The following is a 24,691-nucleotide window of genomic DNA, read 5'->3' on the forward strand; positions in this document are numbered from 1 at the left end:
TCAATCCCAAGTGGCAGAAAATCAAAAAACAGATGCAGTATAGAACAAATAGCACTACCAAACCTAAAACGCAGTGGTTTTGTGTTCATAAGCGATGAGTTAAAGCTTTCACGAGAATTGAACACAAAACAAAGTGCTGCTGTTTTTTGATGAGCGTGGGTGGTGAGGAGCCACATTGCCGGATTGACAAAGCGCTTTGGGTACTTTGGCGCTCCAAAGTACCATGCCCCGCGGCAAAGAGCGGAAAAAAAATCAACATTTATCTCCAAAGTATAGTTTTTAAGATATCAAATCTTGTTGTTAGCAAGAAAGATGCTGATCCCGAACATTCGGGACAGCATGACGATCGCCTTAGGAATATGTGCTAAAAACAAATACAGGCTAATGTAGATGTGTCCACAGGATAGGCCTGCGCGGGAAAGACGACCATTCTTAGCAATATTACTATATAGGTTATAGCGATCGCATTAAGATTACTCTTAAGGATCTTTGTGGTAATTATTTATACGCTTCGTTTCACCCAATCCTCATAAGTCATTTCAAATTTCACTTCTCCTTTATTTACGATACCTACTTTTTTCCAGCCTTGCCGGGTATAAAACTCTTCCGCTCGGGTATTGGGCGATGTACCCAGCCAAACTGCTTCATGCGTTTGATCGAAATACCAATCCATCATCAATCGGTGCAGTTCTTTGCCAATGCCTTGGCATTCAAACTCGGGTCGAAGAAATAAAGCCCAGATGTTATGTTCATTTAGATCAACAATAGCAAAACCAACTAGTTTTCCATGCACTTCGCAAACCCAACCTTTGCCACGTTGCGTAATAAATTCTTCGCAATCTTTGTCAGTAACCAGCGCCGGATCAGACAAAGTGTTCTCTTTTACCGTATGTCTGACAATTTGTATGGCAGGAATGTCAGTCGTTTTTGCTTCGCGGAAAATCATTTTTTATGAGCTATGGAGAAATTTAATTTATTAAAAAGGTCTTTTAAGGTATTCTAACCGTTGATTATCAGTTGCTAAACTAAACAATAAAATGTTTATGACAAATGAATGATTGTGAATTCTGGAATTGGTTTTACATTTGCTTAACGGTGTTAGATTATTTACACCTAATATTCCAGTCATGGGAAGTAAAGAAAGAATTCTACGTTTAAAAGATGAAACCAGAACAAAAATTCTGGATGCTGCCTTGAACATTGTTCAAACAGAGGGCTGGCAAGCATTAAGTATGCGTAAAATTGCCGACCAGATTGAATATACTGCACCCATTATTTACGAATACTTTTCTAACAAAGATGGCATCTTACTGGAACTTACCAGAAGAGGATATTTAATGTTAGCGAAAGATATCCGCGAAGCCAGAGATCAGCACGAATCTCCGGAAGATAAAATGGAAGCCATGTGGATTGCCTACTGGAACTTCGCCTTTACCCACAAAGAATTTTATCAATTGATGTACGGTGTGGATATGGTTTGTTGTACCGTTAAAAATTCAATGCCCGAAGCCGAAAACGTAGGTAGTATGTTGGGCGATGTAATTGAATCCTTATTTGTGAAGAAACCTGTTTCTGAGGACGATATCTGCATGAAGTATTACACCTATTGGTCTATCATCCATGGTTTAATTTCCATCAACCTGGTTCGCCCGAATGGAAGAACTACTGACGAGTTAAACCAGCAAATTTTAAAAGATGCAATCAAGGGCATCACGTTATCTATTAACAGTTAAAATATTTTTTTTACACAGTAATTTAACACTGTTAGATTATTTATACACTATAATTCCAATTAAATTTAATCATATGAAATCTCTACATCGCTTGTACCCATTACTTAACACTGTTAAACAGTTTAATAGCATTAAGTTATTGTTAACAATTTCTCTACTATCTATAATTTTGGTGAGTTGTAAATCATCTCCTGAGCAATCGGCAGCTGCACCACCGCCACCAGCACTGCCTGTAAGCGCGATTAACTCGAGCACAGAAACTACGTATATTGAATATCCGGCCTCTATTCAGGGTGCTGTTGATATCGATGTTCGTCCGCAGGTGAGTGGTTACTTACAAAGTGTGTTGGTTAATGAAGGCGCTTACGTAACCGCAGGACAAACCTTATTCAAAATTAACGAAAACCCTTATCGCGAGGCTTTAAACAATGCTAAAGCGAGTTTACATGCAGCAGAAGCAGCTATACTCAATGCGCAGTTGGAAGTTGATAAGTTAACACCACTGGTTCAGAATAAAGTAGTTTCTGATTTTCAGTTAAAAACAGCTAAAACGGCCTATAAAATTGCTCAGGCAAATGCCGAACAAGCTAGAGCCAGTGTGGCTTCGGCACAGATCAATTTAGGTTACACTAATGTTAAGGCTACGGTGAGCGGTTACATCGGCCGTATTCCTAAAAAACAAGGAAGTTTAGTTTCGCCGACTGATCAAATTGCTTTAACACAGTTATCAGATATTCATGAAGTGCATGTTTATTTTGCCTTGGCAGAAAACGACTTCAATAATTTTAATGCAAACTATCCAGGTAAAACACCTGCCGACAGGATTAAACATTTACCAGCAGTAGAACTTTTACTGGCCGATAACTCTGCTTATCCAATTAAAGGTAAAATCGACATGATTGACGGTCAGTTTGATAAAAATACTGGGGCCATTACTTTGAGAGCCAGTTTTCCTAATGCGAGCGGTGTGCTACGTTCGGGTAATACCGGCAAAATCCGCTTAGGTTTGCAACATGATGATGCCATTCTGGTACCGCAGTCATCAACGGTAGAAATGCAGGATAAAGTATTTGTATTTACCGTAGGCGATAGCAGTAAAGTGAAAAAACAAGCCATTACCATTGTTGGTAAAGCCGGCGAAAATTACCTGGTTAATTCTGGGGTAAAAGTTGGCGACCAGATCGTGTTAAGCGGGGTTGATAAATTACAGGAGGGCATGGTGATCCAGCCTCAAAAAGCAGCAGATAAAGTAGCTGTTGCAAAAACAAAAAATTAACAAACAATTAAAGTTTAAGCAATCATGTTTCAGAAATTTATAGACAGGCCTGTACTTTCGACTGTTATTTCCATCTTATTGGTGATAGTAGGTATACTTGGCTTAACAAAGTTGCCCTTAGAGCGCTTTCCAAATATCGCACCTCCGTCGGTATTGGTAACCGCGGTGTATCCAGGGGCTAATGCCGAAACGATTTTACGTTCGGTAACTCCATCATTGGAGGAAGCCATTAATGGTGTGGAGAACATGACCTACATGACCTCCAGCGCCAGTAACGATGGTACCTTGGCGATCACGGTTTACTTTCAACAGGGTACCAACCCCGATCAGGCAGCTGTTAATGTGCAAAACCGTGTTTCGCAGGCCACCAGCCAATTGCCTGCAGAGGTTGTACAGTATGGTATAACCACTACCAAACAGCAAAATAGTTTTATTGGCGCTATCGGTGTTTACTCAGAAGATCCAAAAAAATACGATGCCGTTTTTGTAAATAACTATGCACAGATCAATATCATTCCCGAACTTAAACGTATCCCGGGTGTAGGTTCTGCCAGTGTATTTGGTGGTATTAAAGATTATTCAATGCGTATTTGGTTAAACCCAAGTCAATTGGCTACTTACAAAATTACACCCAATGAAGTGATCACAGCCATTCAGGACAAAAACCTGGAAGCAGCACCTGGTAGGTTCGGAGAAAGAAGTAGTGAGGCGTTTGAATATATCATTAAATATAAAGGTAAGCTGACCAAACCAGAGGAATATCAAAATATTGCGATCCGTTCCAATTCAGATGGTTCTATATTACGTTTAAAAGATGTGGCCCGTGTAGAATTGGGTGCTTACAGTTATGGTAGTGTAAACCGCTTAAACGGACACGATGGAATTACCATTGGGGTGATCCAGTTATCAGGCTCTAATGCCAACGAAATCCAGATTGCCATTGATAAACTGTTGGCGAAACTATCAAAAGATTTCCCGGCGGGTATTAAACACAATCAGTTTTATCGTACCAAAACCGATCTTGATGAATCCATCAACCAGGTACAGCACACTTTGATAGAAGCCTTTTTATTGGTATTTATCGTTGTATTTATCTTCCTTCAAGATTTCAGGTCTACTTTAATTCCGGCTATAGCGGTTCCGGTGGCTATTATCGGTACTTTCTTTTTCATGCAGCTGTTCGGCTTCTCTATTAACCTTTTAACCCTGTTCGCGCTGGTATTGGCCATTGGTATTGTGGTAGATGATGCGATCGTGGTGGTAGAAGCGGTGCATGCCAAGATGGAGGAAGACCCTACGCTTACGCCGAAAGCAGCAACTACCCAGGCGATGAATGAAATTACCGGGGCAATTATATCGATTACACTGGTGATGGCGGCGGTATTTTTACCGGTTGGTTTTATGACGGGCTCAACAGGTATATTTTACAAACAGTTTGCCTTAACTATGGCCATAGCCATCATTATATCGGCTGTTAACGCCTTAACTTTAAGTCCTGCGCTGGCTGCCTTATTTTTAAAGAATAAACATGCTGAAGGTGGGCACAAAGCGCCTAAAAAAGGTTTTGTAGAAAAGTTTTATGCAGGTTTTAATGGTGGGTTTAATTATATGACCAACCGATATGTTGGCGGCTTAAAAGTGCTTATCCGTAACAAATGGTTGAGCATGGGCGGACTTGCTTTGATCGTTTTGGTTACCGTTTTTCTGGTGAGCAGAACAAAAACAGGCTTTATTCCTACAGAGGATCAGGGTTTTGTGGCGATCGCGGTTGCCAGTCCATCAGGAACATCATTAGCCAATACCAATAAAATATTAAAACAAGCAGAAGCAGAGTTAAGGGCTATGCCATCAGCAAGATTTGTGATGTCGTTGGCTGGTTATAACTTTTTAACCGCATCGAACAGTCCATCAGCTGGTCAGATTTTCTTATTGTTAAAACCGAACGACGAAAGAGGGGCGGTAAAAAATATCGATGAGATCCAAAATATAGTTAGGGCCAAAATGGCGGCCATATCTGCCGGTACCTTCTTTGTATTCAGTTTCCCTACAGTTCCGGGCTTTAGTAACGTGGAGGCCATGAACGTGATGTTACAGGATAAAACGAATGGCAGGCTGGATAAATTTAGTGGTGTAGCGAATAACTTTATCGGAAAGTTGATGGCGAAACCGGCAATTGCTTATGCTTTTACTTCTTATAAAGCCGATTATCCGCAGTTACAATTGGATGTTAACGACGAAAAAGCCGATCAGTTGGGCGTAAGCAAAAAAGATATCTTACAAACCATGCAGACTTATTTTGGTACTGCGCAGGCATCAGATTTTAACCGCTTTGGTAAATACTACCGTGTAGTGGTTCAGGCTGATATTGCCGACAGAACCGATCCTGCAAGTATCGATCGTGTGTTTGTTAAAAACAAGTCAGGAGAAAGCGTGCCAATCAGTACATTGGTTAAATTAACCCGTGTGTATGGTTCAGAAACGGCTTCGCGTTATAACCTGTTTAACTCAATCGAGGTAAATGCGATCCCTAAACCAGGCTTCAGTTCTGGTGATGCGATCAAAGCGATAGAAGAAACCGCCAGAGAACAATTACCAACCGGCTATGCTTACGAATTCTCGGGACAAACACGTGAGGAAATTTCTTCAGGAGGACAGTCTACTGTGATATTCCTGCTTTGTTTGGTGTTTGTTTACTTTTTATTATCAGCACAGTATGAGAGTTACATCCTGCCATTGGCGATAATACTTTCCATCCCTACAGGTGTATTTGGTGTGTTTGTGGTCTTGGGTCTAACTGGTATCGAAAATAACATTTATGTACAGGTAGCGCTGATTATGCTGATTGGTTTGCTGGCTAAAAATGCGATTCTGATTGTAGAGTTTGCCGTGCAGCGACGAAAGGCGGGACTCAGTTTGGTTGATTCGGCTATAGAAGCAGCGCGATTGAGGATCAGACCGATCATAATGACATCACTTGCCTTTGTGTTTGGTTTGTTCCCGATGAGTATTGCAACAGGTCCATCGGCACAAGGTAACCACTCCATCAGTATCGGTGCCGCAGGCGGTATGGTATCTGGTGTAATTTTAGGTTTGTTCATCATTCCGGTACTCTTTGTCATCTTCCAGGCTTTACAGGAAAAAATATCAAAAAAATCAAGAAATGAGGTTGTTCACCACCATGGAGAACCTGTAAATAATAATCATACAGTTTATGAAACGGTTTAATAGTTTTACCATCCTGCTCCTTGCATTAATCTGGAGCGGATGTTCGGTTTCGAAAGATACAGCGCTGCCTAATATTGCGCCAGGATTATTCAGAAATTCATTACCTAAAGATTCTTCAAGTGTTGGCGGTATGCCCTTGAAAAGTTTTATCAACGACCTTACTGTTCAAAATTTAATTGATACAGCTTTGGTTAAAAATTACGATATGCAAATTGCATTGAAAAACATCGATGCAGCCGAAGTATTGTTCAAACAATCGAAATTGGGTTATCTGCCCGAACTTAAATTGCAGGTTGCTGCAAGTTCGAGCCGCCCGTCTGATAACAGTTTAAATGGTTTAAGCCTTAATCAGTTTACAGGCTCAACACATATCGAAGATTATAATGCGAATCTGGGTGTGGTTTGGGAGGCCGATATCTGGGGTAAAATCCGCAACCAAAAAGCTGGCGCTTTAGCCAGTTTTTTGCAGACAGAAGAAGCCCGTAAAGCGGTTCAAACCCGTTTAGTTTCCAATGTTGCACAAGGCTATTACAATTTGTTAATGCTCGATGCGCAATTGGAAATCGCGAAAAAGAACTTAAAACTGAACGACAGCACATTAAGGATTATCAATTTACAGTTCGATGCTGGTCAGGTAACTTCATTGGCGATACAGCAGGCTCAGGCGCAGCAGTTAAATGCGGCGCAGCTGATCCCTCGTTTAGAGCAGAATGTAACTTTACAGGAGAATGCTTTAAGTGTATTGATCGGTACTTTGCCGAAAGCGATTAACCGCGATAGCCGTTTAGATAAAATGAATCTCCCGCAGGAATTAAACGCAGGTTTTCCTTCGTCTATGTTAAGCCGCAGGCCTGATATTAAAAGTGCTGAACTGGCCCTGACTATTGCTAATGCAAAGGTTGGTGTAGCGAAAGCAAGTTTGTACCCTTCATTGGTGATTACCGCAAGTGGAGGCATCAACTCTTTTAAAGCAAGCAACTGGTTTAATGTACCGGCATCGTTATTCGGTTTGGTTGGGGCAGGCATTACACAGCCTATCTTCCAGAGAGGTCAGTTAAAAACTTCTTTAGAGCTGGCTAAAATCGACCGTGAGAAATCGGTAATCCAGTTCCGTCAGTCGGTATTGAATGCGGTTGGCGAAGTTTCTGATGAGTTAACCAAAGTAGAGAAGTTAAAAGCACAATACAGCATCGCTGAGAAAAGGGCACAAACTTTACAACAGGCTTCTAGAAATGCAAGTTTATTGTTTAAAAGTGGTATGGCTAATTATTTAGAGGTGATTACTGCGCAAGGCAATTTATTGCAAAGTGAACTGGAATTAACCACGATTAAAACAGAGCAGTTAAATGCAGTTGTTGGTTTGTACCGTTCGTTAGGCGGCGGCTGGCAGTAATTCCTGTAATCCGTCATCCGATAGCTATCGGATGCGAGGCTGGGCTTGAGCGAGCCAGCCTGTACCGATTTGTCGGTAAAGCAATCTTCATAGAGCGGTTTAGTAGTATTTTACCACTAAGTCACAAAGACACCAAGGATGTTTTGCAATAGCAGGATGTTCCTGGTGTTTTGTTTTATAAAAGGGTTTTGGAAAGCAGTTTTTGTGCTCATCGGTTCCGATAGTCCCGCTGTCCGTTTTATCCTGATGAAGGATCAGGATGCTCACTTCCATCGGGTTTGGTTTACTTGGGGAGGTGCATCGTCATCTCGACCGTAGTGGAGAGATCTTTGAACTTTTCATAAACATAGTTCGTCATTCCCGCGCATGCGGGAATCTTAAAGCGGTCGCTATGTTGTTGCCCTATTCACTGTCTTGCCTCGGTTGGCCACCGAAAGGCTCTTTCTTTTCTCTTGATAGAAAAGAAACAAAACCTGAGCGCAGCGAAAGCATGACTACCTGTAAAAACAACAACTAAGAAGACATAAATCAAGGCTTGGATCTGATGTCGGATAAATTCGTCAAAGCTTTTTTGGCCGTCAGCACAAGCCCCGATGAAAAATCGGGGAGGGCGTGCTGCCTCGGGGTTGTGGTAGGTTGAAAGGGGGTGCTAAAGCTTTAACGTTTTTTCCTTCCATCATATCCTAGGCCGGATAGCGTGATGCAGATCGCATGGAGCACATTGCAGGATGCGGTAATTTGTCTTTTAGCCCTTTCCCTTTCAGGGGAAAGGTGCCGATAGGCGGATAGGGGTTTAAGGCGCTCGCTATAATACGGTCGTCATTCTCGCACAGGCGGGAATCTTAAAGCGTTCGCTATCTGCTAGGCCGGATAGCAGGGAGCAGAGGGATTATCGCATCATTTCAACCGCGATCAATCGTCATTATAAGGCTGGGCTTGAGCGAGCCAGCCTGTACCGATTTGTCGGTAAAGCAATCTCATTAGTGGTGTTTTTACCATTAAGTCATCCTACCTCGATCGATTCGTCATCTCGACCGTAGTGGAGAGATTTTTGAACTTTTCATAAACATAGTTCGTCATTCTCGCGCAGTTGGGAATCTTAAAGCGGTCGCTATGTTGTTGCCTTCTGCACTGTCTTGCCTCGGTTAGCCACCGAAGGGCTTTTACTTTTGGCTTGGCCCAAAAGTAACAAAAACCCAAGGCTTGCATCCTTTCTTGAAATAAGCTATCGAAATTCTTATTGCGGCAATATGGAGGCCCCGATGAAGAATCGGGACTTTATATTGCCTCGGGTTGTGGTATGTTGTGGGGTTGTGTAAGAATTTCAATGCTTATTTCTGCGAAAATCTGCCAGGCCGGATAGCATGATGCAGATCGCATGGAGCACATTGCAGGATGCGGTAATTTGTCTTTTAGCCCTTTCCCTTTCAGGGGAAAGGTGCCGATAGGCGGATAGGGGTTTAAGGCGCTCGCTATAATACGGTCTTCATTCCCGCGCAGGCGGGAACCTTAAAGCGCTATCTGCTAGGCCGGATAGCAGGGAGCAGATAGCATGGAGCAGAGACAGGCATCCGTAAATTTATTCCTCTGAAACTATGAGGGGCACGTGGGGTCGTCATCTCGACCGTAGTGGAGAGATCTTTGAACTTTCTAATACGGTCGTCATTCCCGCGCAGGCGGGAACCTTAAAGCGCTCGCTATCTGCTATACCAGATTACAGGGAGCGGAGAAATATTACGCATAATTTCTATTTCGTTTAATTCGTCATCCGATAGCTATCGGATGCGAGGCTGGGCTTGAGCGAGCCGAAGCAATCTTCATGGAGATTTAGTCGTGTTTTTACCACCAAGTCACCAAGTCACTAAGATAACCTTGCCAAACTTTGTGTTCTTGGTGTCTTTGTGGTTAATTGCCATTTTTTAGTAATTCGGTAGTCATCCGATAGCTATCGGATCCCGCACAGGCGGAACCACGATTGCTTTAGCGAAGCTAATCTTAAAACGCTTGCTTTTACCATTTTTCATACCCAACCTTCGACATAGCTGTAGACCAAAATAACCCTAAGCTATGTTTTTCTTTACCTTTTATTTAGCTATTGTTAACCCGCCAACCGAAAGCGATGCAAATCTTGGACCTACCTGATCTACAACGAAGCCTTAATTTTACCAAAACAAGTTCGAAGCAGTATGCAACTAAGTACATAGCAGGGGACAAGCAAGCCTGGCCGGAAGGTGGCTTAAACGTGGGGTAAATGTGGCGTAAAGGTGGGGTTTAGGATATTTTTTTTTGGATTTTTAATCAGATTGACTAAATTGGGTGATCATCCCTTTTGTTTAACCTAATATACTAAAATTATGGCTATCCAGAATGGAATTATCAAAATTAATGGGCAACTGGGCGATCTTGTTTTTTACAAACGCGGAAATACAGATGTTGTAAGACAAAAAGCTGCTCACAAACAGCAAACTGAAGCGAGCAAAAAAAGCAGCCGCGATTTTGGTAGGGCCAGCAGAAATGCGGCTTATATCAGAAAAGCATTTGCGCCACTGGTAAAACTTTATGCTTATGGCGATCTCCTGAATCGCCTAAACAAGCGTTTTATCGAAATCTTTAAAACGATCCCGCTCGAAAAAGCAGGCAATAAAAAATTGATTGATGGTGATATTGCTTTGCTTAAGGGTTTCGAATTTAATACCAGCAAGCCCCTGCAACAGTTATGGCTGAGCGAAACCGATTTGTGCATAGATACCGATGGATTAGTAAAACTTATTCTGCCTAAATGCGAACTTAAAACCCTCCTGAAACCGCATCCTAAGGCTACCGAAGCACGATTGCAGGTCATGGGCTTTCATTTCGAACTGGATGATCATGGCGGCTACGAAATTATTGAAGTGAATGATCTGGTCATACCTTTAAGTAACAGCCATTTTCCGAAAACAACCTTAACCTTAGGCCTGAATCACAGGGGCGATAAAGCTTTGATTTTCGCCATGGGCATTTCATTTTTCATCGGTGCTGCCCGCTCTGCCGACCGGCGTTATTATGCAGGTAAAATTATTCACGCACTGCATGTAAAGGATGGTTTGGTCGTCAATTTTGTGAGGCAACCTAAAGTTGAAAGAGAGGTAATGGAACAAGGGGATAAGTTAAGCTGGGTGGTAGAGGAGGAGTGAGTTTGCTGTTGTTTTGGTCCGATTTTTTTAGGTGTTTAATAAGCTTGGTAGTGCTGTGAATGTGTACTTGGATTTATTTAACGTACTGATCAGTTTGGCCAATCTCGAAATTTTTATATGATTGCACTTCCCAAATCAACAGTATATTCTTAAATTGGCCATAATTAGCCTTATGACAGAAGAAATAACAGCGGCATTATTAAAGTTTAGAGACGAGCGCGATTGGGCGCAGTTTCACAATCCTAAAGATTTAGCACTTGCTTTAAGTATAGAATCAGCAGAGCTGCTTGAGTTGTTTCTGTGGAAAAATGCAGAGGATGCAAATGTTGACAAAATTAAAGAGGAACTCGCTGATGTGTTTTCTTATGCATTATTATTGGCCGAAAAATATAATCTGGATGTGAAGCAGATCATCCTTGATAAAATTAAACTTAACGATACCAAGTATCCCGTTGGTAAAGCAAAAGGAACAGCTAAAAAGTATAATGAACTATAAATGAGTAAACGTTATCTAATTAGCACCTCTGTATTTTCCGAAGAAAGTTTAACAGATCTAAGTTTAAAACATCAGAATTTTTTATCCTGGCCATTAGTTTACTTTTTAAGTGAAAACAATAAGTATGAAGCTTACGTTGGGGAGACTACCGACCTTGTTAGCAGGATGAAAGCCCATTTAAAAAGCAATCGTAAAAAAAATCTTAAATCGGTACATTTAATTTTAAGTGATCTTTTTAACAAATCTGCAACACTTGATATTGAATCGAATTTAATAAAATACATAGCTGCCGATGGCCGCTATCAGTTACAAAATGGTAATTTAGGCATTACTGACCATCATTTTTACCAAAGAAAGGAACTATATTGGGGTATTTTTAAAGATATATGGTCTGAACTCCGAACGCTGGGTATTACCAGACATTCTTTAGAATATATCGATAATAGTGATCTTTTTAAATATTCGCCTTATAAAAGTTTGTCAGATGAACAGGTTACTGGTCTAAAAACAATACTTAAATGTTTGTTGGATGATAGGGCAAAGGTAAGTTTAATTGAAGGTGGTGCTGGAACAGGAAAGAGTATTTTAGCTATATTTTTATTTAAACTCTTAAAAACAGATACCGAAGATTTTAATTTAACTGATTTTGACGAGAATGATCTGGAACTTTTTGAATTATTTAAAAAAGTTAAGCAACAATACGGTCATTTGGAAATGGCTTTGGTGGTGCCTATGTCGTCGTTTAGAAAAACAATACAAAAAGTTTTTAAAGGGATTAAAGGTTTAAAATCGAATATGGTTATCGGGCCTGCCGATGTAGTTAAAAAGAAATACGATTTATTAATTATTGATGAATCACATCGTTTAAGGCAAAGGGTAAATTTAGGCGCTTATTTTGGTGCCTTTGATAGAAATTGTAAGGCACTAGATTTCGACAAAATGACGAGTTCTGAGTTAGACTGGGTTTTAAAACAAGCCAATAAATGCATCTTATTTTATGATGAACAGCAAAGCATTAAACCTTCTGATGTGTCGGCCATTGCATTTAAGCATTTAAAGCAAAAAGCAGATACCCGTTACGAAATATTGAAAACTCAATTTAGGGTTAAGGGCGGGGCGGATTACGTGAAATTTATTCAAGGTTTGTTTACCGAGCAAAATAAGGCATTAAAACCTTATGCCCCTGGCTTAAACTATGAGTCATATCTCTACGAATCTTTAGATGATATGGTGAATGATATAAAATTAAAAGATCAGCAATTCGGCTTATCCAGATTAGTTGCAGGTTTTGCCTGGAAATGGATTTCAAAGAAAGATAAAAGCAAATTTGATATTGTTATCGAGGATACAAAGTTGCAGTGGAATGCTGTAACTGTTGATTGGGTAAATACACCAAATGCCATAAATGAAGTTGGTTGTATACATACTCTTCAAGGCTATGATCTAAATTATACTGGCGTAATCATTGGGCCTGAAATCGGATATGATCCTATATCAGAAAAACTAATTATTCATGATCAACTATATCAGGATAAAAATGGTAAAAACTCTATTAGAGATCCTGAGATATTAAAAAGCTATATTATTAATATTTATAAAACCATTTTATTGAGAGGAATTAATGGAACTTTTATTTACGTTTGCGATCCAGCACTGCGTAACCATTTTAAAAAGTTTTGGCGGTTAAAAGAAACCTTAGCTGAAGTTAAGCCGCTAAACATACATCCGAACAAAACCAACGGGCAATGCATTCCTTTTTATGATTTAACTATTGCTGCGGGTTCATTTTCCGATTATCAGCAAGTTGAAAATATTAGCTTTTTGGAGTTGCCTGAAAGCTTAAGAACAAATACCGATCTATTTGCTTGCAAGATTGTTGGCGAATCTATGAATAAAGTTATTCCTAACGGATCAATTGCGTTATTTAAAAAATATAGCGGAGGCTCACGTAATGGATTGATTTGCTTAGTCGAATCAACCAATATCTATGATAAAGAATTAGGTGGTCAGTATACTATTAAAGAATATAGGAGCAAGAAAACCCAAACTGATGATAGTTGGGTGCATGAAGAAATTACCTTACATCCCTTATCGACCGATGAGTATTTTAAGCCTCTTGTTTTAAGAGATGAAGAAACTATTGATTTAAAGGTTATAGGGATTTTTGAAAGCGTGTTGGCTTAACAGATTATTTTAAATAGAAGTTTTCTCTCAATACGGGAACCCGTAATTTTTACGTCTCATGGCCTGGTATCTTGGTGCCATGAAAAGATTTTATTATATCCTGTTTTTATGTATTGGCATACTTGCCTGTAGCAAACAAAATGAAATTGGGGCAGGTACAGATACCGAAACCTATATACCATGTGGCACGTATAAATCCGGGCAAAAATTATATCAAGGCTCCAAAGGTGGGTGCTTTTATTATAATAGCAAGGGCAATAAGGAATATGTGGAGAGGAGTGCATGTAAGTGTTAGTATACTGTACGATTCTTTTATTGAGTTTATAAGTAGAAATCTCAAATGTCATCATAAAACAATTAATCTGTCGATGTTTAGACTTCGAGTGTAATATTATTTTCATGACTTAATACTTTACGGTTTCCCGTAAATCGCCTTATTTTCAGTGTTTTATAGTGTTTTTGAGTTTTTTTAAGTTATTAACACACCTTTTAAATTGGCAATTTACAGTTGAATCTCATTCTCCATCCGTTTTTGACAATTGAATGATTTTATAATCAATTCCGAACGCAATAGTGTTAATAACTTATATTAAACTAGTTTTTAAGTTTTGCCTATATTGTGTCTTTGTGATAAGACGGAAATATTTGATTTTGGAATTATAAAAATAAAAAGGCTCAGGAGACTTCGACATATCCTGAGCCCAATAAAATTTATTATTCGCAACTAAGGGAATTAGAAACGAACATGAGATAGCCTCGTTATTTAGAATGGTACAAAAGTAAAATTATTATGCTTTTGTACACCATTAAGTTCATATTCTTTTTCTCCTATTGCCTTGGAGATACCAGCCTTGCAAACCTTCTGGAAGTAATTAAATCTGCTCATTTATTGGGCATTGATTCCCTATTATTTAAATTTTTTAGTATGGCTACAAATGGTAAATCAGGCGATAATCGCCGACATGGTGCAGTGAAAGATCGCTCGCAAACTTTTAACCCTACAACCGAACAATGGGTTAAACGAGATACCGAAACTGGTAAATTTATGGATGTGAAACAGGATGGAACGCCTTTTAAAGGCGTTAGAAAGGAGAAGAATTAGATGTTGAATATAAGTATCGCAAAACTTGAGCAAGCAAGGAAAAACCCACAAGCATTCGCAGCAAGCTTAAGTGTAGCTGAAAAAGGATTTGGCAATAGAGGTTCTTTTAGTGGTACATTTAAAAGCTTTATTGGAAAGTTTCACAATGATATAGCGAATAAAGACAAATTTCATACACAACTGCAAGATGCCTATAAGCTTCAATTTGTTGAGAACTCATTAAATAATAAACGTGCTGAGAAATATTGTGAGGCGTTTTCCAAGTATACTGATTACATGATAGAGCATAGATTTGGCTTGGATAATTTTTTTACCAGAATAAACTTAAAATTACTTTCAAATGTTTCATTGGGAGGTAATTCACCAGTTTTAAGCTCAAGTGATACTCGTAATATAGTTTTTTCAATAGAAGAAGCTCCTTCCAATTGGCAGTATGAACTAAAATATCCAATACTTCAAAAATATCTTGCTGAAAATTATTATGAGTGTGAGGTGGATAGAGTGGAGATAGGCATTTTCAATGTTAACAGCTGTCAATTTGAATTGAACGTCTTTGATAATGTTGAAATAGAAGGGGCCTTTAAAGAAGCTAGAATTGTTCTTGGAGAAGTGGATCGGATTCTTAAATTATAAAATATCACCAACTTATACTAAATGAGCAAAGATAAAGAGTATCAACCAAATTCAGAAAATGTAACTAGCGATGATGGCATGAATCAGGTATATCATTATTGTAATGATAAGGGACTGCCAATTTTTAAGACGAAGGAATTTTGGGTGGGAGAAAAAAGATTTCTTTTTTATCCTTACTCTATAAATACATCTGATGGTTCTGTAAAATCAAAAAGAATTAATAGTATTGAATTTTTAGGATGGGAAACTATCAATGATATACCAGATGATTTCAAAACTGAAAACAAGTATGGACTAAGAAAGTTACGTACCAAAGCCTTTTTTAACGTTTTATACAGCAAGTTTAAGGATGTGCGAGATTTTACGATAGGAATTAATATTGAAAATAGTTTTAGGCCAGATCATATTTATTTAAACTGGGCCAATGTAAAGGTGATTTTAGGCGATATAGGAAAAGAAAAAAATAACTATGATAGGGAAAAAACATATCTAATTAATAAACACCTATCAAAAATTAATACTAGGCTTACTATCGCTCAACGGTATATTCCTGCTGGTGATTTGCAAAGATTTCTATCCAAATATGATTCTTTTGAAAAAATTAATAGTTATGATCTAAATGCGCTTTCCGCAGTTATGGATTACATACCTCCTACTTTAATTCAAAACACTGCAAATTTCATTAATAGCAAGGAAAAGATTAATAAGATATATATAGAAGACACGATCACAACTTTTGAGAAGTTAATGTCTGCAACTAAAGATAACGAAAAGCAATGGCAAAACTTTTTTGAGAAAAACGCATGGACGTTATCGCATATTTTTCCGTATGAGGTAATACTTAATGAAAGAGAGGCATATGTCGGAGGAAAAACTTTGGGTAACAAAGATGGCCGTATTGTAGATTTTCTTTTCGCAAATGGATTTAAAGATAATTTCGCTTTATTAGAATTTAAAACGCATAACAAAACTCTTTTAAAAAATGCGGTTTACAGGAAACCGGCTGTGTTTGCAATGTCAGATGATCTGTCTGGTGGTATTGCCCAGTGTTTGGATCAAAAGGACGTTTACATTAAGGACTTCGGAAATAAAAACCCAATGTTCGATCCTAAATGCATTTTAGTAATTGGTCAAAAACAAAAGCTAACTGAACCACAAAAAAAATGCTTCGAGCTAATAAGGTCGAATCAAAAAGCTGTTGATATTGTGACTTTTGACGAAATTATAATGAAATTGAAAGGATTGCTTAAAGTTTTAAGTAAATAGTTGTTATAACGGCAATTAATTATTAGAGTTCATATGACTAAAAAACAAACTATCTTAAGGACAGTCGTTAAGAAACATAAATTATATCAAGCAAAACATTATGGGTTATAACTTGCTAAGTTTCCAAGAGGCGCTTAGGGATGCGAAAGGGTTCAACAGAAAACATTTGCTTACTGGTAACGGTTTCAGTATCGCGTGCAGAAGTGACATTTTTAGATATGATACACTTTATGAACAAGCTGATTTTTCAAAATTGAGCTTTAATGTTAAGAAGGTTTTTGAAGTTTTAAATACAAAAGACTTTGAGATCGTAATGAGAAATTTAATAGGTGCCGCAAAAATCTTAGCGGTTTACGCACCCAATGAAAAATCTTTAATTTCGAAGTTCGAAAAGGATGCTGAAGATTTAAAGAATGTATTAGTCGAAGCTATAGCATCAAGTCACCCGGAAAATCCTAGCACAATTTCAGAAGATGAATATAATTGTTGCAAAGCTTTTTTGAGTAATTTCAATAATATTTACACTTTAAACTATGACTTGCTATTGTATTGGACTACAATGCATTTTATGGAAACTAAAGAGATCATTGCAGATGACGGTTTCCGAACTCCAGATGAAGGAAGAAAAGAATATGTTAGTTGGGATATAGAAAAAACCAATGGGCAAAATATTTTTTATCTTCATGGTGCTTTACATGTTTTTGATACTGGCTCGGAGTTACAGAAATTTACATGGATTAATACGGGTATTAAATTAATTGACCAAATTAGAGCAGCACTAGATTCAGGATCGTTCCCCTTATTTGTATCAGAAGGTTCGAGTATAGAAAAGGAAAGTAAAATAATGCATAGTAATTATCTTTCTCGTGGACTTAGAAGCTTTGCAAACATAGGTGGATGTCTGTTTATCTACGGTCATTCACTGGCAAGCAATGATAGCCACATTTTAAAATTAATTTCGAAAAGTAAAATTGAAAGGCTGTATATAAGTATATATGGTGATATCTTATCGGAACAAAACAAAGAAATTGTAAGGGTAGCTGAAACGCTTCAAATTATGAAAAGAGGTATTAAGATGCCTCAACTAGCTTTTTATGATGCATCATCTGCTAACGTTTGGCATCCTTCCGTTTAAAAGCAACGGATGGATGTTGAAAATGAGTAGAAATTGTAAGGGTAGGGTTATAATTATTTTTAATACAAAAAATTGATGAATAGAAATGTCATAGTTGGAAAAAATGTATACTAATAATTTCAAATACCATATAGTTCTGATTAGTAATGTATAAAATAAATGATTGTTACTAATCAATTATCTTGCTTCTCTGAGGTACGTAAATACGTATATAATATTCTTCATGAATAGCTTTAATTAATAATTGGATGAATTTAAATGATATTAATCACACTGAGACCTTAGATGTACTTAAAAGACTAAGATTACTAGATTTGGAGAAAGTAAGTAACAACGAAATATTTGATTTACTTACCAAACTTTATAAACATATCGGGGTTAAACATAAACTTTTGAAAAACCGATTCGTGCAAAGGGCCGTATTGCTTGATGGAGAGCCAAGTGATTACTTTCCAATGGATGTGCAACGAATCTCTTACAATCCCAAAGGCTCCAGTGCTGGCCGAGCTAATTTTGAAGGAGAATCAGTTTTTTATGCTAGTATAGCCACTGAGATTATCGAAGGATATAATTGCAGTGCATTAGAACTAATTCCAAGAATGGATACAGGTATACGGCAGTATAGAATTGTAATCGGAAATTGGTTATTGCAAGAGGACACAGAATTTGTTTTCATAGGAGGGGATAGTAATCTTACTTATCTAAGCATGGAAGCTAAAAATCGTCATAACCAACTTAAAGATTTCGTAACTAGTTTTAAGGAAAGTGCTTTGTCGCTATATGCAATAGACAAGTTTTTGTGCGAAGAATTTAGTAAGGAAGTACCTAAAGAAAAACCATGGTTATACAAAATTTCAGCAGCATATACATCTCTTTTAAGACAAAATGGAGAAAAGGGTTTAATATATCCAAGTGTAAAGGCGGCGGGTGCTGGGCTTAACCTTATTCTTTTTCCTGATATAGTAGATGAAGGATTAATTAAGTTTGAAAGAGCTGTCTATGGGATGTACTATGTAAGAGATAAGGAAATTATAAATGAATATACAATGGGAGCAAGTGAAAATTGTGGTAAGCTTATTTGGCATGAGGTTTACCATCGACTACCTGGGGCCATTAAGGACTATTATGTTGGTAGAAGCGATTACAATAGAATTGCAAATATTCCAATCTTAAACCTTGATACTGAAGGTAAACAGGCTAAAATAATGAAATAATATTGTTTACTGAAACTCCTTGATATAATGTTGAGTCTAGTAAGTTGGAAACAGTATCGACAAAAATGATATAACTATAATTGATTTTTGATATTCGTAATAAAAGCTATGGTTTGTCAGAAAAGGGCCAAATATCATCTAGAAAGCCAGGTAAGAATTTATCTATTAAATTAAAGTATACATTCACTCTAGTAGCCAAAATAAAGCCAGGCAATTTGTTTTTACCACGATAATGCTCTATAATTATGGCAGTCAGTAGTTGCCTAATTTCTGTTGATTTTTCAGCAGCCTTTTTGAGATTTGTTCCATGAGCCTTGATAATCGCACCCCCACTGAAGCCCTTTGGAACTGGTGATGTTTTCCATTGTCCAGTAATTAATATTTGATTGCTATACGCAAATAAAAACTGTAAATTTTCATCTATTGAAAATTTTTTATAGAAGTCTTTTTGAAGTTCACAACTAGGAAAAGCTTCTCTTTGGGTTTTAATAATATTACCGCTGGTATTCGACTTTTTATTCTAAAACCTACAGCCGTAAATACCGAACTCGAATCTATTTCCTCTGAAAGGTCTACATCTTCCATAGTGATAGCAACATCTTTTAAGTATTGTGGTAGTTCGGCTTGGATGTGATAGACTGAGGCATCCAACGAATTTGCATTTGGTGAATCTAATTTGCCAGTACTAAATCTTTCTCCCGGTAAACCAATAATTTCTATTCCTTTTCCAAGACCTGTATATAATGCAACATTATCAAACTCAAAGAAAACATGAGTAGCTGAAAACAAAAAATAAGTAGATTTAATCTTGATCAGAACGCCAGACCCAATTTGCTCCAATTTGGTTTTTGGTTTTTGATGATCTTTTCTTTTCAAAAGAGCATAAACAGGTAAAACTGCACTTTCAACTGTTTGTTTAGCATCTAGTGCCGAGATGGATTGTTTGTTAATTTCGAAAAATATATTCTGTATGAGTGGGGAAGTTAAATCTAAGTCTGGTTTCATTAAAAATTAAAGATTATTGTTTTTTCAATATCTCTACTTTTTCTCTTTCACTCGCCAATAATCTTTCGTACAAGTCTACAATTTTTTCAATCGTATTAAAAGTCGGCTGATAGTTTAGAGAGCTGGCAATTAATGTAGAATTGTCGCTACTGGTGTTATGAAATGTATTTGATATTATATTAAAGACTGCCTCATCGGAATAGTTCTTAATCGCATCCACACTCACGCCCAACACTTTTGCTACTTTTTCTAAAGTGCTATCTTCAATTTCTTCGCTTTGTTCTAATTTGCTAATGGCCTGCTGGCTAATGCCGAGTGCTTTAGCAAGGCTTTCCTGTTTCATGCCACGAAGTTCGCGGATGCGGCTAATTTTACGGCCTATATGTGTACGGTTGGGTTTTTGAGCAGTTTCCATAGCCAAATATATCTAAATTTTTTGTAGGGTAAGAAACAACTGCCTAATTGTTTTAAACAATTGCCTGTGGTTCGGTACCCGGTTTTTCTGTCGGAAATTGTAGGTGTTAAGGATGAAGATATGAAAAATAACCTATTAAAGCCAGTAGAAAGGGCGAAAGAGGAGTCTGAGCCAATTACAATTATAGGGAAACCACTTTCGCAGTTTTACAAACTGCCTTTCGAAAAAGGGAGCAGGGTATTAAGATTAGAGGAGCTCGATCCGATAACTATCGGATTGCATAGCACATTCAAGGTGCATAAAAACCCTAATCTGGTAGAAAAGAAATTGCTTTCTTTTAAGCAGGGTTTGTTAATCGTTACCGTTAAGTTGAAAAATGAGGCGTCAGAAAGGGTTTACATTAAGGTAGAATACGATCATTTATTGGTGAGCTGTAGTGTAGATACTGATGAAACGTACCTGGGGCGTTATGCCTACCATACCTTGCGGGCCATGCTGTGGACGGGCTGCCTTGATTTTAAGGCATATTACTGGCCCGAATGTTTCGGGGTAAATACCGAGCGATCTAAATATGTAGATCTTGTTAAAAAACCTAACGGACCGGAGATTAGATTAAAGAAAAAGTTTATCGGTTTATTTAGGCCTGGTGATTATTTCCCGGAGGTTAAGGAGCGGGTGCTTGTGCCGCGGCCAACAGGGGCTAAACACACCGTTGCTGATCTGGCACCGATGGGTGTTGGCTATTGTTTTGCCAATACAGATCTGCAGAATTTTCACAGCAACCATTATCCTTTTCTTATTCCTTATGTTTATGCTGCCACGGCTTACCTTAAAACGGTAAAATCGTACAAACGTTTTGTGTTTAATGCGCAAGATGTGGAGGGGATAAGTGTATCGCCACAACAGCAAGAGCTGAACAGCATTTGCTTTGCCATGAAAAAGATTGCTGCAATACGTTTCAGTGTATACGGTGCGCTACCCGAAACCGTGGCTGAAATTAGCAGGATTAATGAGGCTAATCAACTCGAAATTTTTAAGCTTTGGAATAAGGCTTTACCGTTATTGGTGCAGCAACCTTTTACGCATTATCTATATACGTATGGCATGCGAAATGTTGCAGGCAAGCCAGTAAGGAGGGATATGAAACTGGCTTTTTTCTCGTTAGATATTCCTGTTTTAAGCTTTGTGTTAAGGGATAAGGGTGATTATTTTGAACTGCAGCTTAGGCTTAAGGTGAAAGGGAAGCTGTTGAAATTAGGTAGCGATAGCTTTGGGCTGTTTTTGGTTTGCGATAGTGTTAAAACGTATTTGTGGTATTTGCTTGAAGCGGAAATGGATTATAAACTGGTTTGGTTTTTTAGCAGGGTAAATTTTAGGGTGCAGGTACTGAAAGGGTATTATAAGGAGTTTTTTGAGGGATATGTTGAGGGGATTGAGCGGTGGTATGTAGTTAAGCGACTATAACTTTTGTGGTGCAAATACATTGCATAGATAAAGTTGAACTTTGTTTATATGATTACTCAGCCATTTTATCGTTATTTGGAATTCACGTTAGCACAAGATAAGGCCTTTAATGCGCTTGTGTATTTTGCAGAAAGGATTAAACCTTTATATCTAACCAAAGCTACTAACCTGCTTTATTTAGCCAATGAAATGGCTGTTAGGCAAACTGGTGTGCCAATAACCTGGCTCAATTATAAAGTCTTGAAGCTAGGGCAAGTGTCTGAAGATATTTATTTTAAGGTTAAATATGATTATCATCAACTTCAGAAAGAAGAAGGCGTTAAAGCAATTCGGCATTTAGCAGTTTCTGTACCGCCAAAGCATTTGAGGGATGGTATTATTTTAGCACCAGCCGAGGCTTTTGATGATTCGCAGTTTTCTGATTATGATATTGAAATTTTAGATCATATTATTAAAGCTTATGGTAAGCTTAATTTTGCTCAGAAGAGCAACGGGTCGGATTTTATTATTGAATTAATGGAATTGTTGGATACAGACTTTAAACGATCGGCTTTTGAGGTTGCTTATCAATCGTATTTAATGCAAAACGAATTCTGTGGTATTGTCTGTCCCGATTTAGAGTTATAGTATCCACTTAAATATAGTTGAAAGATTTCTCCATTCCGCTTCTGATGAAGAATCAGTACGCTTCAGTCGAAATGACGATCCTTTAAGCTTAGAACATAATCAAAATTGAATTTCAAAAGGTTATTTAATACATTTACTCAGTGTCCCTCTGTGTTTTACTTTGTGTTCTCTGTGGTTAAATTGCCATCTGTGTTTGAGCCCTGAGTTTTAACCGATTTCAAAAACACAAAACCCACCACACCTGATAGGATAGAAGCCGTTAAAATCGCAAACTTCGCTTCCGAAACATGCAGCGCCTCGCTGAAAGAGAGCAGGGCAATAAAAATCGACATGGTAAAACCGATTCCGGCGAGCATGCCCAAACCTAAGATGTGTTTCCAGCCTGCTCCGGTAGGCAAATCGGCCCATTTCAGTTTCACGGCTAACCAGCTGAAAAAGGTTACGCCAATGGTTTTGCCTGCAAATAAACCTACGATAATGCCTAGTCCGAGTGGTGAAACCAGTCCGACCAGCATTTCTTTTTGGAAAGTGATATTGGTATTCGCCAGTGCGAAAACGGGCATAATGATGTAGTTCACTGGAGTGGTTAAAAAATGTTCGAGTTTTTCTAAAGGCGATTTGATGTCGGTTTCGTTGGTGGGGATGGTAAAAGCCAACAGTACCCCTGCAATGGTGGCGTGGATGCCGGAGTGATGAATGAAATACCAAAGGAATATACCCGGAATGAGGTAGAAAACCAGGTTCTTTACACCGAAGTAGTTCATTAAGCCTAAAAGAACGAGGATACCTCCAGCCATGGCCAGGTATTCGAAATGAATCTGGTGGGTATAAAAAATCGCGATCACGAGAATGGCACCTAGATCGTCGACAATGGCCAGTGCAGCCAGGAATATTTTTAAACTGGTGGGTACGCTTTTACCCAACATCGCGATGATGGCGAGCGCAAAGGCAATATCTGTCGCCATAGGGATACCCCAGCCTCCGGCGGTTTCTGTGCCTTTATTAAACAAAAAATAAATTAAAGCAGGTATAAGCATGCCGCCCAGTGCGGCAATTACAGGTAGTGCTGCACTTTTCATGGAGGAAAGTTCGCCTTCTACGAGTTCTCGTTTAATTTCGAGTCCGACTAAAAGGAAGAATATAGCCATTAAAGCATCGTTTATCCACGCTAAAATGCTGTAGTTAATGGCACCGAATCCTAATTGGGTTGCTAAAAAAGCTTCGAAACTTTCATTTGAGGAGGTATTGGCGATAATTAAGGAGATGGCCACGCAGATTAATAATAAAAAACCACCAACTTGTCCGGAGCGAAAGAAACGCTGAAATGCTTCTAGATTGATTATTTTAGCCATAAGGGTAAAAGTAGTGAAAGAAGGGGGAAAAGGGGATGTTTTTTGTGAGGAAATGTATTATTTGAATGTTATGGATTTAGGTTCTATTGGAAGTTATCTAATACGGTCGTCATCCGATAGCTATCGGATCCCGCGCAGGCGGGAACCACGAAGTGCTCAGCGAAGCTAATCTTAATGCGTTGGCTATTCTATGCCTTAAGCTCAGGCTTGCCTCGGCTCGCCGCCGCCGAGGGGCTCTTTCTTTTGGCTTGGCCCAAAAGAAACAAAAACCCAAGGCTTGCATCCTTTCTTGTAAAAACCTACGGAAATCTTGATAGCGGCAGTATCGAGGCTCTTACCCTTACTTATCCCACCACTCCCGCTTGATTCTGCCTTAGGTTGTGGGGTATGAGGGGAAGTGCACAGATTTCCGTGTTTTTTCCTGCGAAAATCTGCCAGGCCGGATAGCAGGGAGCAGAGAAAGGCATCCGTAAAATGATCACTCTGAAACTATGAGGGACACGCTGTATCGTCATCTCGACCGTAGTGCTCCGAAGGAGCTCCTTTGGAGGAGAGATCTTTGGACTTTCCGCCACGATGAATTCGTCATTGCGAGGCTGGGTATGAGCGAGCCGAAGCAATCTTATTAATGGGGTTAATGCATGGTCATGGGTTTTGCCCATTGCTCGGACTTGCCTCGGCTACCGATGAAAAATCGGTACAGGTTCACCGCCGCCGAGGGCTCTTACCTTTTTCTTGATAAAAAGGTAACCAACCTGAGCGTAGCGAAAGCATGCCTGCCTTAAAAAACAACAACTAATAGGGCATAACTAAAAGGCTTGGATCTGATGTCGGATAAATTCGTCAAAGCTTTTTCGGTCATCAGCACAAGCCCTCCCGAAGAATGTTCGGGACAGGCTTACAAAGGGTCGGAAAGGGCGTGCTGCCTCGGGGTTGTGGTAGGTTGAGAGGAGCTGCAAAAGCTTTAACGTTTTCTCCTTCCATCATCTCCTATGCCG

Annotated in this window: 19 protein-coding genes; 14 read left to right on the forward strand and 5 right to left on the reverse strand. The window is 38.7% G+C overall.

Annotation, left to right across the window (positions count from 1 at the left end; genetic code table 11):
• A partial coding sequence (locus tag EZ456_RS25450; protein ID WP_205945156.1) for a hypothetical protein occupies positions 1-269 on the reverse strand: 269 nt, incomplete at its 3' end.
• A 233-nt stretch (positions 270-502) separates the two neighbouring features.
• Positions 503-946 carry a GNAT family N-acetyltransferase gene (locus EZ456_RS22625; protein WP_131534097.1) on the reverse strand — a complete coding sequence of 148 codons (444 nt, stop codon included), beginning with the start codon at positions 944-946 and terminating at the stop codon, positions 503-505.
• Between the two features lie 181 nt (positions 947-1,127).
• Between EZ456_RS22625 and EZ456_RS22630 the strand changes: the two genes are divergently transcribed.
• The 12 genes from EZ456_RS22630 to EZ456_RS22685 all read left to right on the forward strand — a co-directional run bounded on the left by EZ456_RS22630 (position 1,128) and on the right by EZ456_RS22685 (position 18,830).
• On the forward strand, positions 1,128-1,733 hold the full coding sequence (locus EZ456_RS22630) for a TetR/AcrR family transcriptional regulator (protein WP_131534099.1): 606 nt from the start codon (positions 1,128-1,130) through the stop codon (positions 1,731-1,733).
• Between the two features lie 73 nt (positions 1,734-1,806).
• Positions 1,807-3,009 (forward strand): efflux RND transporter periplasmic adaptor subunit, encoded by a 1,203-nt coding sequence (locus EZ456_RS22635; RefSeq protein ID WP_131534101.1) that lies wholly within the window; start codon positions 1,807-1,809, stop codon positions 3,007-3,009.
• Between the two features lie 24 nt (positions 3,010-3,033).
• Entirely contained in the window at positions 3,034-6,234 is a 3,201-nt protein-coding gene (locus EZ456_RS22640) for an efflux RND transporter permease subunit (RefSeq protein WP_131534103.1), read from the forward strand.
• Positions 6,221-7,627 carry a TolC family protein gene (locus EZ456_RS22645; RefSeq protein WP_131534105.1) on the forward strand — a complete coding sequence of 469 codons (1,407 nt, stop codon included), beginning with the start codon at positions 6,221-6,223 and terminating at the stop codon, positions 7,625-7,627. Before EZ456_RS22640 ends, EZ456_RS22645 begins: the two co-directional genes overlap by 14 nt.
• 2,354 nt (positions 7,628-9,981) lie before the next feature.
• On the forward strand, positions 9,982-10,800 hold the full coding sequence (locus EZ456_RS22650; protein ID WP_131534106.1) for a hypothetical protein: 819 nt from the start codon (positions 9,982-9,984) through the stop codon (positions 10,798-10,800).
• A 172-nt stretch (positions 10,801-10,972) separates the two neighbouring features.
• On the forward strand, positions 10,973-11,296 hold the full coding sequence (locus EZ456_RS22655; RefSeq protein WP_131534108.1) for a nucleotide pyrophosphohydrolase: 324 nt from the start codon (positions 10,973-10,975) through the stop codon (positions 11,294-11,296).
• A complete protein-coding gene (locus EZ456_RS22660; protein ID WP_131534110.1) occupies positions 11,297-13,480 on the forward strand; it encodes a DNA/RNA helicase domain-containing protein in 2,184 nt (727 codons plus the stop codon).
• 790 nt (positions 13,481-14,270) lie between these two features.
• Positions 14,271-14,582, forward strand: a complete 312-nt coding sequence (locus EZ456_RS22665) for a hypothetical protein (protein ID WP_131534112.1) — start codon at positions 14,271-14,273, stop codon at positions 14,580-14,582.
• Positions 14,583-15,215 (forward strand): hypothetical protein, encoded by a 633-nt coding sequence (locus EZ456_RS22670; RefSeq protein ID WP_131534114.1) that lies wholly within the window; start codon positions 14,583-14,585, stop codon positions 15,213-15,215. It abuts the gene before it with no gap.
• Between the two features lie 21 nt (positions 15,216-15,236).
• The gene (locus tag EZ456_RS22675) at positions 15,237-16,481 is read left to right on the forward strand and encodes a Shedu immune nuclease family protein (protein WP_131534116.1); all 1,245 of its coding nucleotides are present in this window, start codon (positions 15,237-15,239) and stop codon (positions 16,479-16,481) included.
• A 100-nt stretch (positions 16,482-16,581) separates the two neighbouring features.
• Positions 16,582-17,616 carry a DUF4917 family protein gene (locus tag EZ456_RS22680; RefSeq protein WP_131534118.1) on the forward strand — a complete coding sequence of 345 codons (1,035 nt, stop codon included), beginning with the start codon at positions 16,582-16,584 and terminating at the stop codon, positions 17,614-17,616.
• 248 nt (positions 17,617-17,864) lie between these two features.
• On the forward strand, positions 17,865-18,830 hold the full coding sequence (locus EZ456_RS22685) for an RES family NAD+ phosphorylase (RefSeq protein WP_131534120.1): 966 nt from the start codon (positions 17,865-17,867) through the stop codon (positions 18,828-18,830).
• 420 nt (positions 18,831-19,250) lie between these two features.
• Here EZ456_RS22685 and EZ456_RS22690 read toward each other — a convergent pair whose 3' ends face one another.
• Positions 19,251-19,835 carry a hypothetical protein gene (locus EZ456_RS22690; protein ID WP_131534122.1) on the reverse strand — a complete coding sequence of 195 codons (585 nt, stop codon included), beginning with the start codon at positions 19,833-19,835 and terminating at the stop codon, positions 19,251-19,253.
• Positions 19,836-19,848: 13 nt separating this feature from the next.
• A complete protein-coding gene (locus EZ456_RS22695) occupies positions 19,849-20,250 on the reverse strand; it encodes a helix-turn-helix domain-containing protein (protein ID WP_131534125.1) in 402 nt (133 codons plus the stop codon).
• A 120-nt stretch (positions 20,251-20,370) separates the two neighbouring features.
• On the opposite strand from EZ456_RS22695, the gene EZ456_RS22700 reads away from it, so the two are divergent.
• On the forward strand, positions 20,371-21,714 hold the full coding sequence (locus tag EZ456_RS22700) for a hypothetical protein (RefSeq protein ID WP_131534127.1): 1,344 nt from the start codon (positions 20,371-20,373) through the stop codon (positions 21,712-21,714).
• A 48-nt stretch (positions 21,715-21,762) separates the two neighbouring features.
• Positions 21,763-22,341 carry a Panacea domain-containing protein gene (locus EZ456_RS22705; protein WP_131534129.1) on the forward strand — a complete coding sequence of 193 codons (579 nt, stop codon included), beginning with the start codon at positions 21,763-21,765 and terminating at the stop codon, positions 22,339-22,341.
• Between the two features lie 155 nt (positions 22,342-22,496).
• Here the strand turns inward: EZ456_RS22705 and nhaA are convergent, their stop codons facing one another.
• The gene (gene nhaA / locus EZ456_RS22710) at positions 22,497-23,693 is read right to left on the reverse strand and encodes a Na+/H+ antiporter NhaA (RefSeq protein WP_131534131.1); all 1,197 of its coding nucleotides are present in this window, start codon (positions 23,691-23,693) and stop codon (positions 22,497-22,499) included.
• Between the last annotated feature and the right edge of the window lie 998 nt (positions 23,694-24,691).

It is taken from the genome of Pedobacter psychrodurus, assembly GCF_004331735.1.
Lineage (GTDB): Bacteria > Bacteroidota > Bacteroidia > Sphingobacteriales > Sphingobacteriaceae > Pedobacter > Pedobacter psychrodurus.

Excerpts from the sequence above, each read along its gene's own strand:
- EZ456_RS22625 (WP_131534097.1), bottom strand. The coding sequence starts at position 946 with ATGATTTTCCGCGAAGCAAAAACGACTGACATTCCTGCCATACAAATT.
- EZ456_RS22630 (WP_131534099.1), top strand. The coding sequence starts at position 1,128 with ATGGGAAGTAAAGAAAGAATTCTACGTTTAAAAGATGAAACCAGAACA.
- EZ456_RS22635 (WP_131534101.1), top strand. The coding sequence starts at position 1,807 with ATGAAATCTCTACATCGCTTGTACCCATTACTTAACACTGTTAAACAG.
- EZ456_RS22640 (WP_131534103.1), top strand. The coding sequence starts at position 3,034 with ATGTTTCAGAAATTTATAGACAGGCCTGTACTTTCGACTGTTATTTCC.
- EZ456_RS22645 (WP_131534105.1), top strand. The coding sequence starts at position 6,221 with ATGAAACGGTTTAATAGTTTTACCATCCTGCTCCTTGCATTAATCTGG.
- EZ456_RS22650 (WP_131534106.1), top strand. The coding sequence starts at position 9,982 with ATGGCTATCCAGAATGGAATTATCAAAATTAATGGGCAACTGGGCGAT.
- EZ456_RS22655 (WP_131534108.1), top strand. The coding sequence starts at position 10,973 with ATGACAGAAGAAATAACAGCGGCATTATTAAAGTTTAGAGACGAGCGC.
- EZ456_RS22660 (WP_131534110.1), top strand. The coding sequence starts at position 11,297 with ATGAGTAAACGTTATCTAATTAGCACCTCTGTATTTTCCGAAGAAAGT.
- EZ456_RS22665 (WP_131534112.1), top strand. The coding sequence starts at position 14,271 with ATGCTTTTGTACACCATTAAGTTCATATTCTTTTTCTCCTATTGCCTT.
- EZ456_RS22670 (WP_131534114.1), top strand. The coding sequence starts at position 14,583 with ATGTTGAATATAAGTATCGCAAAACTTGAGCAAGCAAGGAAAAACCCA.
- EZ456_RS22675 (WP_131534116.1), top strand. The coding sequence starts at position 15,237 with ATGAGCAAAGATAAAGAGTATCAACCAAATTCAGAAAATGTAACTAGC.
- EZ456_RS22680 (WP_131534118.1), top strand. The coding sequence starts at position 16,582 with ATGGGTTATAACTTGCTAAGTTTCCAAGAGGCGCTTAGGGATGCGAAA.
- EZ456_RS22685 (WP_131534120.1), top strand. The coding sequence starts at position 17,865 with ATGAATTTAAATGATATTAATCACACTGAGACCTTAGATGTACTTAAA.
- EZ456_RS22690 (WP_131534122.1), bottom strand. The coding sequence starts at position 19,835 with ATGAAACCAGACTTAGATTTAACTTCCCCACTCATACAGAATATATTT.
- EZ456_RS22695 (WP_131534125.1), bottom strand. The coding sequence starts at position 20,250 with ATGGAAACTGCTCAAAAACCCAACCGTACACATATAGGCCGTAAAATT.
- EZ456_RS22700 (WP_131534127.1), top strand. The coding sequence starts at position 20,371 with ATGAAAAATAACCTATTAAAGCCAGTAGAAAGGGCGAAAGAGGAGTCT.
- EZ456_RS22705 (WP_131534129.1), top strand. The coding sequence starts at position 21,763 with ATGATTACTCAGCCATTTTATCGTTATTTGGAATTCACGTTAGCACAA.
- nhaA (WP_131534131.1), bottom strand. The coding sequence starts at position 23,693 with ATGGCTAAAATAATCAATCTAGAAGCATTTCAGCGTTTCTTTCGCTCC.